General features: G+C 55.9%; 12 protein-coding genes. 7 read left to right on the top strand and 5 right to left on the bottom strand.

Annotated features, from left to right (window positions below):
• Positions 1 to 142 precede the first annotated feature (142 nt).
• Positions 143 to 526 (bottom strand): YebF family protein, encoded by a 384-nt coding sequence (locus ACZRKO_RS06755; RefSeq protein ID WP_463736451.1) that lies wholly within the window; start codon positions 524 to 526, stop codon positions 143 to 145.
• A gap of 133 nt (positions 527 to 659) precedes the next feature.
• On the opposite strand from ACZRKO_RS06755, the gene ACZRKO_RS06750 reads away from it, so the two are divergent.
• The 5 genes from ACZRKO_RS06750 to ACZRKO_RS06730 all read left to right on the top strand — a co-directional run bounded on the left by ACZRKO_RS06750 (position 660) and on the right by ACZRKO_RS06730 (position 5452).
• On the top strand, positions 660 to 1541 hold the full coding sequence (locus tag ACZRKO_RS06750) for an NAD(P)-dependent oxidoreductase (protein WP_463736450.1): 882 nt from the start codon (positions 660 to 662) through the stop codon (positions 1539 to 1541).
• Between the two features lie 324 nt (positions 1542 to 1865).
• On the top strand, positions 1866 to 2891 hold the full coding sequence (locus ACZRKO_RS06745; RefSeq protein WP_463736449.1) for an isopenicillin N synthase family dioxygenase: 1026 nt from the start codon (positions 1866 to 1868) through the stop codon (positions 2889 to 2891).
• Positions 2892 to 2952: 61 nt separating this feature from the next.
• A complete protein-coding gene (locus ACZRKO_RS06740; protein ID WP_463736448.1) occupies positions 2953 to 3798 on the top strand; it encodes a MetQ/NlpA family ABC transporter substrate-binding protein in 846 nt (281 codons plus the stop codon).
• On the top strand, positions 3795 to 4784 hold the full coding sequence (locus tag ACZRKO_RS06735) for a methionine ABC transporter ATP-binding protein (RefSeq protein WP_463736447.1): 990 nt from the start codon (positions 3795 to 3797) through the stop codon (positions 4782 to 4784). The genes ACZRKO_RS06740 and ACZRKO_RS06735 overlap by 4 nt, the downstream gene beginning before the upstream one ends.
• Complete coding sequence (locus tag ACZRKO_RS06730) at positions 4775 to 5452, top strand: methionine ABC transporter permease (RefSeq protein ID WP_463736446.1); 678 nt, start codon at positions 4775 to 4777, stop codon at positions 5450 to 5452. Before ACZRKO_RS06735 ends, ACZRKO_RS06730 begins: the two co-directional genes overlap by 10 nt.
• Positions 5453 to 5454: 2 nt before the next feature.
• Here ACZRKO_RS06730 and ACZRKO_RS06725 read toward each other — a convergent pair whose 3' ends face one another.
• From ACZRKO_RS06725 to ACZRKO_RS06715, 3 genes are all read right to left on the bottom strand, one after another.
• Positions 5455 to 6498, bottom strand: a complete 1044-nt coding sequence (locus tag ACZRKO_RS06725; protein WP_463736445.1) for an HlyD family secretion protein — start codon at positions 6496 to 6498, stop codon at positions 5455 to 5457.
• A 47-nt stretch (positions 6499 to 6545) separates the two neighbouring features.
• Positions 6546 to 8249: an MFS transporter gene (locus ACZRKO_RS06720; protein WP_463736444.1), complete on the bottom strand. Its 1704-nt coding sequence runs from the start codon at positions 8247 to 8249 to the stop codon at positions 6546 to 6548.
• A gap of 178 nt (positions 8250 to 8427) precedes the next feature.
• A complete protein-coding gene (locus ACZRKO_RS06715; RefSeq protein ID WP_463736443.1) occupies positions 8428 to 8883 on the bottom strand; it encodes a MarR family winged helix-turn-helix transcriptional regulator in 456 nt (151 codons plus the stop codon).
• Between the two features lie 166 nt (positions 8884 to 9049).
• On the opposite strand from ACZRKO_RS06715, the gene ACZRKO_RS06710 reads away from it, so the two are divergent.
• Positions 9050 to 9700, top strand: a complete 651-nt coding sequence (locus ACZRKO_RS06710) for an SDR family oxidoreductase (RefSeq protein WP_463736442.1) — start codon at positions 9050 to 9052, stop codon at positions 9698 to 9700.
• A 77-nt stretch (positions 9701 to 9777) separates the two neighbouring features.
• Here ACZRKO_RS06710 and ACZRKO_RS06705 read toward each other — a convergent pair whose 3' ends face one another.
• The gene (locus ACZRKO_RS06705; protein ID WP_463736441.1) at positions 9778 to 10386 is read right to left on the bottom strand and encodes a hypothetical protein; all 609 of its coding nucleotides are present in this window, start codon (positions 10384 to 10386) and stop codon (positions 9778 to 9780) included.
• A 204-nt stretch (positions 10387 to 10590) separates the two neighbouring features.
• On the opposite strand from ACZRKO_RS06705, the gene ACZRKO_RS06700 reads away from it, so the two are divergent.
• Entirely contained in the window at positions 10591 to 11286 is a 696-nt protein-coding gene (locus ACZRKO_RS06700; RefSeq protein WP_463736440.1) for a GntR family transcriptional regulator, read from the top strand.
• The last annotated feature ends 9 nt before the right edge of the window (positions 11287 to 11295 follow it).

Below are 11295 nucleotides of genomic sequence, written 5' to 3'. Positions count from 1 at the left end.
CAGCAGAGAAAAAACGCAGGATTGTTAAGGGCAGCGTTTACTGCCCTTAACCCGGTGTGGGCCGGTGCCCACGACCTTGAATTTGAATTTGAATTTAAAGAAGATTTAGCAGGTTTGGGCAGCCGCCCATGACTCACAGCAGTTAGTCGACCGTCGAATACTTAATGTAATGATTCGTGCAGTTAAAATTCCCCACATAATGCAGCTCACCATCCGGGCCTTTGGCGGTGAAAGGTACGCGGTAGGTGCCTTGGTCGTTTTTCACGTCTTCGCTAACGAACGACAGGATGGGCACAGCGGTGCCGATGTTGTCTTTATCGTTGCCCCAGTTAGGAATGCGGTTTTGCATGAAATCTGCGGTGACGCTGTCAATGGCATTTTGCGGGGTGATGTCAGCACAGGCTTGTGGCGTGGTGCGCTGCATCCACATCGGATAAACGTAAACGGACCCTAACATCACCACCATGATGATAAAAATGGCTGAAATCATACCGATGAGTATTACTTTGCTCTTATTTCCGACCACGTTCTCTCCTGAGCAGCCCGCATTGATTGATAGACCGCGTTGATAAATCGATGTAAATCATAACGTCATAGCCTGCATGTTACGATAGAACGCGATCTATGATCCATTTTCACTTTAACCGGAGGAGATTTTTATGAGTCAACAACCCACCGTCGCCGTGCTGGGACTGGGCGCAATGGGCCATGCGTTTGCGGCCAACCTGCTGAAAAAGGGCTTCGAAACCCACGTCTGGAACCGTACCGCGTCACGGGCGGACAGTCTGGTTAAAGGTGGCGCGATCCAGGGCAAAACCGTACGTGAAACCGTCGAAGGGGTTGATGTGGTGATCACCATGCTGACCGACGGCAAAACCACACAGGCCGTGTTTGAAGGTCATGATGGTTTACTGGCCGGGCTGAAGCAGGGCGCGATCATTGCCCAGATGGGAACGTTGGGCGTGGAAGCCACCGACGCGCTGATTGCGCTGGTCGGGCAGCAACGCCCGGACGCCGTGTTTATCGATGCGCCGGTGTCAGGCACCAAAACCCCGGCTGAAAATGCGCAGATTGTAGTGTTAGCCAGTGGTGACCGCGCCGCAGCCGCCAATGTTGAACCGGTATTCGCCGCCATCTCCAAAGGCGTGAAGTGGCTCGGCGAAGCGGGCAGGGCATCGAAAATGAAACTGGTGGTCAATGCCTGGCTGATTTCCATGATGGAAGGCATCGCCGAAAGCGCCCAGCTGGCCGATGAGCTCGGTTTCACCACCGATGAGCTCTGGGATGTGCTGGAAGGCGGCCCGTTAGCCGCGCCTTATATCAAAGGCAAAATGGAGATGTTCAAAAGCGGCGACTACACGCCACAGATGCATCTGACCTGGGCGCTGAAAGACATCAATCTGGCGCTTAAGGCCGGTGAAAACCGCCAGTTGCCGGTGATGAAGCGCATCAGCGAAACCTGGCAAAGCGCCGTGGATGCCGGCTATGGCGAACAGGATCTCAGCGTGGTTTATCGCTACTTAGGTTCATCTAAAAAATAACCCTCCGTATACGCCTTCCTCTTTCTTCAGGGGAAGGCGACATCAATATGCCGTCCTGCTTAATCCTCTTAATTCCCTTAGCTATTAATCGCAAAACCTCACCCACCTGCTGAATATAGCTTGCTTTCGTTTCATTTCGTTTTTATAAAATCCTTATAAATCATATTTATAGAGTATTAGATTTCCGTGGTTCTTTGGTTATTTTCGCCATTTAAATTAACGTCATATCTTAGTCGTTTTAAATATTAGAGCGCCTGAGTGCGCCAGTGTTAGCGTTATTTTATGACTCCGCACAGGAGGCGCCATATTAAAATGGGAGACGTTATGTCAGAAAGTAAAGTGAGCAGCATTCCCTTAATTGATTTCACTCAGTTCGCACAACCGGGTGAAGCCCGCGACAACTTCCTGTCGCAACTGCGCACCGCGGCGCGGGATATCGGTTTTTTCTATCTGAAAGGCCACGGCATTGATAAACAATTGCTGAGCGATGTCCAGCAAGCCTCACGCGCCTTCTTTGCGCTGCCAGATGAACAGAAACTGGCGGTGGGGATGATCAACTCTCCGCACTTTCGCGGCTACAACCGGGCGGCGTCAGAAATTACCCGTGGTCAGCCGGACTGGCGCGAACAGTTTGATCTGGGCGCTGAGCGTCAGCCTTTGCCGCTGGAAGCCAAAACGCCGGGCTGGGCGAGATTACAGGGGCCGAACCAATGGCCGGACTCTCTGCCGGAACTGCGCCCGCTATTGCTGCGCTGGCAGCAGGAGATGACCCAAATGTCGCTGCGCCTGCTGCGCGCCTTTGCGCTGGCATTGGAATTGCCGGAGAAAACCTTCGACCCGCTGTACGGCGAGAAACCAAATGAACATATCAAACTGATCCGCTATCCCGGTCACAGCGAAGGCCAGAGCGGACAGGGCGTTGGCGCGCACAAAGACTCCGGTTTTTTGAGCTTCCTGTTACAGGACCAGCAGCGCGGCTTGCAGGTGGAAGTTGAAGAGGGTCAGTGGGTGGATGCCCTGCCGCTGGAAGATACGCTGGTGGTCAATATCGGCGAACTGCTGGAACTTGCGACTAACGGCTATCTGCGGGCCACCGTGCACCGCGTGGTGTCGCCACCGGCCGGACAGGAACGTCTGTCGTTAGCCTTTTTCCTCGGCGCACAACTTGACGCCGTGGTGCCGCTCTTTCCGCTGCCGGCAGAACTGGCACGCGACGCACGCGGCCCGGCCAGCGATCCGCTTAACCCTTTATTTCGCGATGTGGGCTTTAACTATCTTAAAGGCCGCTTGCGTTCGCACCCTGACGTGGCACAGCGCTTCTACGCTGACATTCTGACCGCCACGGCCTGATGCTCTTTTCGTCACACGATCGTTTCGTCACACCATAAAACAACAATACTAAGGGTTCTCTATGCTGAAAAATGTGGTTGCAGGTTGGTCTCTTTCCCCGTCGGTCATCGGGCGTTTCTGCGCAGCAGCAGTACTGGTTGCGTCAGTGTCGGCTTTTGCCGCCGAACCTTTACGGGTTGCCGCTGACCCGGTGCCGCACGCTGAAATTCTGGCGTATGTGCAGAAAATTGATCCGAGTTTGGATCTGAAAATCATCGAAATCCCGAACGGCGTGAACTCTAACGAACTGCTGGCACACGGCGACGTGGATGCCAACTATTTCCAGCATCTGCCGTACCTGCGTTCACAGGAACAGGCGCTGGGCGTGAAGTTTGCCGTGGCTGCCAACGTGCACATTGAGCCGCTGGGCGTCTACTCCAGCAAATACAAAAGCTACAAAGAGGTGCCGGACAACGGCAAAGTGGCGGTGCCGAATAACGTCACCAACCTGAGCCGCGCACTTTATCTGCTGCGCGATCAGGGGCTGATCACCCTCAAACCGGGCTTTGATGATCCGGCCAAAGATCAGGCCACCCCAAAAGATATCGCGGATAACCCGAAACACCTGAAAATCATTGAGATTGAATCACCGCAAATTCCACGCTCGCTGGATGATGTCGATCTGGCTGTGATCAACGGTAACTATGCGCTGGAAGCCGGGCTGAGTCCGGCCAAAGATGCGCTGGGTTTGGAAAAAGCCAAGGGCAATCCGTACGCCAACATTCTGGTCACCAGCGAAAAACTGGCGTCTGACCCGCGAATCAAGCAACTGGCCAAAGATCTGGAGTCACCGGAAGTGGCAAAATTCATTACTGACAAATATCAGGGCTCGGTCATCCCGGTCTCCGCGGCAGGCGATAAATCATGATAGTTGCCGAACATCTGACCAGACAGTATGCAGGACAGGGCGCTCCGGCGTTACAGGATGTCTCTCTGACCATTAACGACGGTGCGGTGTTCGGCATTATTGGCCGCAGCGGTGCAGGGAAAAGTACCCTGATCCGCTGTCTGAATTTACTGGAGCGGCCCGATTCGGGCCGTATTCTGGTTGACGGACACGACCTGACGCAACTCAGCGACAAAGACCTGCGGTTGCAGCGTCAGCGTATCGGCATGATCTTTCAGAATTTCAATCTGCTCCATGCGCGCAACGTCAGCGATAACGTCGCGGTGCCGCTGCAAATTGCCGGAATTGGCCGCAACGAGCGTAAAAAGCGCGTGGCGGAACTGCTGGACTTAGTGGGCCTTAGCGATAAAGCCCACGCCTTTCCCTCGCAGCTTTCCGGGGGACAGAAGCAGCGCGTCGGCATCGCCCGTGCGCTGGCGGCGCGGCCCAGCTATCTGTTATCAGACGAAGCGACCAGCGCGCTGGACCCGGAAACCACTGAGTCAATACTGGCCTTATTGCGTAGCATTAATCAGCAACTTGGGCTGACCATTGTACTCATCACCCATGAACTCAACGTGGTGAAATCCATCTGCGACCATGCGGCGCTGCTGTCGGGTGGAAAATTGCAAGAGAGCGGGCCGATAGCCCGGTTGCTGGCAGACCCCAATTCGCTGCTCGGCAAAGCGCTGATGCCCGACTGCGGTTTGCCGGAACTGCCGGTCAATCCGCTGCTGCCGGTGGCGGAGCTGACGTTTTACGACATTTTGCGGGCCTCGCCGGTGCTTAGCTCGCTGGCACAGATTCACGGCGTTGGCGTGACCTTATTTGGCGGCGGCGTGGAGTCGATAGCCGGTCAGCGCGTGGGCCGTTTACGGGTGGCTTTCCAGCCGCCGATGGGCGGTGTGGACTTGTCTGAAGTGATGTTGTTTCTGAATCAGCGTGGAGTGAAAGCCGAATGGGTATAAGAAACAGTTTGTCGTGGGATGAACTCTACGCGCTGGTGCTCAATGCCACCGGCGAAACGCTCTATATGGTGACGCTGGCGACATTTTTTACACTGCTGGTCGGTTTACCGCTCGGCGTGCTGCTGTTTATCAGCCGCCGTCACGGGCTAACGCCGTTACCAAAAGTGAGCGCTACGCTCGGCACGGTGGTCAATATTGGCCGTTCGCTGCCGTTTGTGGTGCTGCTGATTGCACTCATCCCGCTGACCCGTCTGATTGTAGGCACCACGCTCGGCAGTACCGCCGCCGTCGTGCCTATCACGCTGGGGGCGATCCCGTTTTTTGCGCGCATTGTCGAGAACGCGCTGGATGAAGTGGACAAAGGCCGCATCGAAGCCATTCAGGCGATGGGCGGCGGGCTGCGTTATGTGATTTTCACCGTGCTGTTGCCCGAGGCGTTGCCCGCACTGCTGGCGGGGCTGACGCTGACCATCGTGATGCTGATTGGTTTCTCGTCGATGGCGGGCGTGATTGGCGGCGGCGGGCTGGGGGATCTGGCGATCCGCTACGGTTATCAGCGTTTCAACAATCAGGTGATGGTTGCCACCATCGTGGTATTGGTGGTGATGGTGCAAATTATTCAGATGCTGGGTGACCGCGTGGTCAGGGCGCTGGCCCATCGTCGCTGACTTCATTCCCTCACGGCAGTATCAACATCGACCACCGCCGACATCCCTGGCCGCAGTTGTTTGCTTTGCGGCTGGTGGGGGGCTATCTCAATTCGGACCGCTATACGTTGTGAAATCTTAGTGAAATTCCCGGTGGCGTTATCGGCTTTCAGCACGCTGAACTCAGAGCCCGTCGCCGGGGAAATTCGCGAGATATGCCCGTTGAATTTATGATCGTCTAGCGCATCCACCGTAAACGTAACCGGCATTCCGGTGGCCATCTCAGCCAGCTGTCGTTCTTTGAAATTCGCATTGACCCACACCGTTTCCGGCGTGACCGAGGTCAGCAGGGTACCCGCCGACACATACTGCCCCGCACGGCCGCTGACTTCGCCGAGCTGGCCGTCGGCCGGGGCGATAATCCGCGTATGTTGCAGGTTAATGCGTGCCACGGCGACTTTGGCCTGTGCGGATTTTAAGGCGGCCTGCAACGATGCTTTACCGGCGTCAATTAAAGCCAGGTCCTGGCGGGCGATATTAACGGAGGCTTTGGCTTTTGCCACTTCTGCCTGCGCTTTGAGCTGGGCGGCGCGCACTTCATCTCCGGTGGTTTTCGCCACCACGCCGCTGGCCAGCAGCGGGCCGTTACGACTCGAATCCAGCGAGGCTTTATTGGCGGTGGCCTGTGCACTTTGCAACTCGGCCTCCGCCAGTTGCAGGCTGGCCGCGCCCGACGCCCGGTTCTGGCCGAAATTATCCAGCGTCACCTGTTGCTGCGCTTCGGCAGCTTCGGCCTGCAACAACTCCTGACGGTAGGTGCTGTCGTCAATGTCAAACAACACGTCGCCCCGTTTTACCGGCATAAAATCCTGCACCTGCACCGCGGTGATATAGCCCGACACCTGCGGGCTGACCAGCGTGACGTTGCCGCGTACATAGGCGTTGTCCGTGGTCTCAACCTTTGAGCTGAACGGGAACAGTTGCCAGGTGTAGAGCACGATAAACACCCCGATAATCCCCAAACACAGCACCACAATAATGGACGGATAACGGAAAATATTTTTCATAAAATAGATCACATCTCTGGATGAAGGGTTGAAAAAATTGAAATAAATTAGGCGGTCGAAGCATCGCCCGCGCATCTGGATGCACTTATTTTTGCGGCTATTTTCGGTACCACGATATGCAGTACCAGCACGGCGAAACAGCCCCATGCCATGTAAAAAACCACCATGAACACGTCGTTATAGGCCAGTAGCCCGGCCTGCTGCGTAGCGCTGAAGCTCAGCCGCGCCAGCCCCTGCGCATTCAGCTGCGTGCTGTCGCCAATCACCGGTTTCAGCGCCTGGCTGTAGTGCGCCACGCGTTCAACCACGTACGGGTTTTGCAGCGAAATCCCCTCGACCAGCACACTGGAGTGAAATTTTTCCCGCAGGATTTGAATCGTGCCGAGGAAGGCGCTGCCAACCTGAGCGCCGATGTTCTGCGTGGTCAGAAACACCAGAATAAAGCTGATAATCTGGCTCTGGCCGAACTGCAACGCTCTCACAAACCCCAGCCACAGCGAGGTCGGCAGAAAAATGGCACCGGCAAAAGCAATCATTCCCTGACTGATGTAAAACTGCTCAGGCCGTGTATCGACGGTGGAGTGGGCGTCCATCCACGCGCCGGTGGCGATAAGCACCATGGCGAACAAATGGATATACACGATCCGGTCTGCGCGATGAATAATGCTCACAAACACCAGTCCGGCGAACGTCATCGCCAGCACGATCCAGAACAGCGTCACCAACTGGTCATTTTGCAAACCGACCAGCGTCAGAAACCCCACCATGCCGGTGGTCTGCTCGCTCAGCAACATGCGCACGAACAGCATCGAGCCGGTAAACATCAGCATTTCAGGCGTCATCAGCCAGCGCAAATCGATGATCGGATTCTTGCGTTTCAGCTCAACCATAAACGCCAGCGTCAGCGTAATAATGCCGAGCACCAGCACTTCGCCCAGCCACGGTTTCTCAAACCACCAGTAATAACGCCCAAGTGTCAGCACCACAGAGATACAGGCCACGGCGGTGCCAATTAGCGGATAACTCAGCCAGTCAATGCGCTCGAACACTTTCACGCGTGGCGGATGGGTCAGCGGCAGGATCCAGATAATGACCAGACAGATCAGCGCGAGGCCAGACTCCAGAAACGCCAGTTGATGCCAGTGGCCCAGATCCAGCAGATGTGGCGAAATAATGCGTGAGATCGGCTGGGCAATCTGGCTGCCCGCCAGTCCCAGACAGAGTCCGGCGGTCAGTTTTTTGGCCGGAGGGAAAATTTCGAACATATAAAAAATCGCCAGCGGCCCGAGCGAGGCCATCGCAAAACCCATCACCGCACGCACCGCGACAGCTGTCTGGAAATCATGGGTAAAGACCTGCGCCAGCGACACAGCGGCAAAAAACAGCAGGCCATATTCGCCGAAGCGGCGCATACCAAACTGGGTACGGATTTTATAAAGCAGGATCGTGCCGCTGACGCTGGTCGCGGTGTAGGCCGCCACCAGCCAGTAACTTTCGGTAGCGGTAATACCGAGCGACCCCTGAATACCGGGCAGGTTGGATGCCACCAGATTTATGCCCAGCCCCTGTGTCATGCCGATGATTAATGACGCCAGCGCATACACCACAATGCGCCATTTTGGGAAACGGCACAGCCAGGTGCTGACCTGAGCGGCAAAAGGATGATGCGGCGAGGCGGGTACCGACTGCGGCGTATGTCCGGTCTCTGCGGTGGGATCGATCTGAGGTGCTGGCGTTGATCCCGTAGTCATGAGTAAACCTTATCCGTGAAAATGCGCCAGGTAATTACCCGGCTACATTGTAGCTAGCTACATATATAGCAACAATGTAAACAGAAGTGTCAAAGGTGTCCAGATCAATTATTCATTGAAGTGATTTTTACAGTCGTGAATACGTATGAAATGAATGATTCCGAGAGGGGTGTGGCGGCTACATGGCCGCCAGCGTGGAGGCAATATTCGCCATGACCTGACGGGCAACGGCGACGTCTTTTTCAGGGATCCCCTGCATCACGCGGATGAGGATCTCGTCGGTCATCGAACGGACTTCCGTCGCCAGCGCCATACCGGCTTCGGTCAGCACGATATCTTTCGAGCGGCGATCCTGCTCGCCCGGACAGCGCTCCAGAAACCCCAGCGCCTGCAAACTGTCAAACAGGCGAATCGCGGTAGGGTGCTCCACTTCCAGCAGCGCCGTCAGTTCGCCCTGCGGCAGACGGCCTTTGGCCGCTTCCAGATGCAGTAGCACCTGGCCACGCGCCAGCGTCAGCCCGATGGTTTTAAATCGCGCATCGCAATAGGTACGCAACTGGCGTCCGATGTGAATGGTTTCGGGCAAAAAACGCAGGATCGGGGAGTGAGCTTCGGGGCGGCTGGAGGTCGTCACAGGTTTCTCTCGTGAATAGTTTCTATCAGAAATAATTATGCCGCTCAGGGTAGCACGTCTTGCCAAGTGGCGGTCAACCACAATCGGCCACGGCCAGACCCGAACCAAAACCCTGTGCTACAGTTAACAGTCGGTGTGCAAACAGACGTAAACCATGGGAGATGTTATGACCAGGGTCGCAATAGTGGGAGCTCACGGTCAGATTGGCCAGCTGATCATCAAACATTTGGTCGCGCAGGGCATGGACGCGATTGGGATTGTCCGTAAAGAGGAGCAGGTGCCCGCCATGCGGAAACTCGGCGCTGAGCCGGTTCTGCTCGATATCGAAAATGCCACGGCTGGCCAGCTGGCAAGCTGCCTGCAGGACGTGGACGCGGTGGTCTTTGCCGCCGGTGCCGGAGGCGGCTCCAGCGCCGAACGCAAAAGAACCGTTGATTTTGCCGGTTCCGTGCTGCTGGCTGAAGCGGCGCATAAAGCCGGTGTACGGCGCTTTATCCAGATCTCCGCCATCGGAGTCGATAACCCGATAAAACCGGATACCGATCCGGTTTGGAAAGCCTATTTGGAAGCCAAACGGGATGCGGATATCGAACTGCGTAAAAGCGCGCTGGACTGGACGATAATCCGTCCCGGCCCGCTGACGGACTCGCCGGCTACCGGTCTGGTGACGCTGTCGCCCGATGCCGGACGCGGTGAGGTGACGCGCGAAGACGTTGCGCTGGTGGTAGTGGCGGTATTACAGGCGCCGAACGCCATCGGCCAGCAGTGGGAACTGCGCGGCGGCGAGACGCCAATCCGTGATGCGGTAAGCCAGTAATCGCTGAAGCGGCCTTTCTGAATGTGAACGTATATCGACTCAGAAAGGCCGTAATTTGCGGAGAAGGAAGGGAGGGATTACAAGGTTTTCAGCGTCTCTTTACGGCGGATAAAGGCCACCGCAGACCCCAGGCACAGTACGTAACCCATAAATTCTGTGCCTTCCTCCACGATGTTTTTCACCGCACGCACGTACTCACCCTCCATCACCACTTTCCAGATGGCGTTCATGCCAAACACCCGTGAAAACACCAGAACCAGCACCAGCCCGCATACCATGTAGTGACAGGCCGGGTGGGCGAGAAATGCCGATAACCCGCGTAGAGTGGTTTTGGGGGTGAACGCCGCCCGGACGATGCAGAAAAGGGCCAGCAGGCTGGCGAAGTAGACCCAGGATCCGTGATAGATCAGGTCAAAAGCGGCGTCGAGTTCGCGGATAAACATGCAGCCGAAGAACCCGCCAATCAGCATCATCCCGCCGCGCAGGGCGGGATGGCGCGCCACCTGCCAGAAGAACAGGGCGCTGACGGCAAACAGCACCATCTCCTGCACTATTTCGGTCGCGGAGATCTCCCCGACGTTATTTTTGAAAATGGCGATATCGAGATAAATCACCCCGACCACCAGAAAGGCGCCTGCACACAGCAGTAAAATATTCACAATATGATTCAATAATGCCTGTTTCATCGTTTTCCCCGTGTCCTGTTCGTTGCGCTATATCGTCACTACGGGTGTGACGAAAAGTCCGAAAAGGATACGGATGTGAATTATTCAGCGTTGGGCAAAGCGTGCGGGGATGCTAAAGTTGAGTGATAATACGTGCCTTTTCCCTACATCATGTCCATTCCTTATCTCAGGAATCAGTCATCAGCAACGAGGCATCCGGCTTTAATGAGTACACAACCCACCACCGCCAAGCAGCTGGAAGTTCAGCGTATTGTCGACGTTCTGTCAAAAGCCATTGCTCAACATCGTTTGCGGCCGGGCTCCCGGCTGATTGAATCCCAAATTGTGGAAGCGCTGAGCGCCAACCGCAACCACGTTCAGGTCGCACTACAACGTTTGGCGATGCAGCGTATTGTCACCATCGAACCCAACCGGGGTGCGATGGTTGCACAGCCGACCGCCAAAGAGGCGCGCGAAGTGTTTACCGCCCGCCGCGCCATCGAACGGGCGATTGTCGAAACCATCACGCCTGATCTGATGCGTCGCCACCGGCACCGCATTGCCGCGCATTTACGCGGTGAACGTGAAGCCACCAACGCCACCGACAGGCAGGCGATTGTCCGCGAACTGAGTGAATTCCATCTGATGCTGGGTGAAATTTGTGGCAACGACGTACTGAGTGAAATTCTTGCCAATCTGATGGTGCGCAGTTCGCTGATCGTGGCCTTATATCAGCGTAACGACGTGCCATCCTGCCAGTCGGACGAGCATCAGGCCATTATCACCGCGCTGGAAGCCGGTGACAACGAACAGGCCGCCGCCGTGATGACCGAACACCTTGATGAACTCGAACAGCAACTGACGCTGGAAGACACGCCGGGAGGCGACGTCAACCTGCGTCAGGCGCTGGCCGATCTCTGAGTTAGCAGT

This window comes from Ewingella sp. C233 (assembly GCF_055407225.1).
The sequence above is the reverse complement of the archived record's forward strand: the minus strand, read 5'-3'. Positions and strand labels throughout refer to the sequence as shown.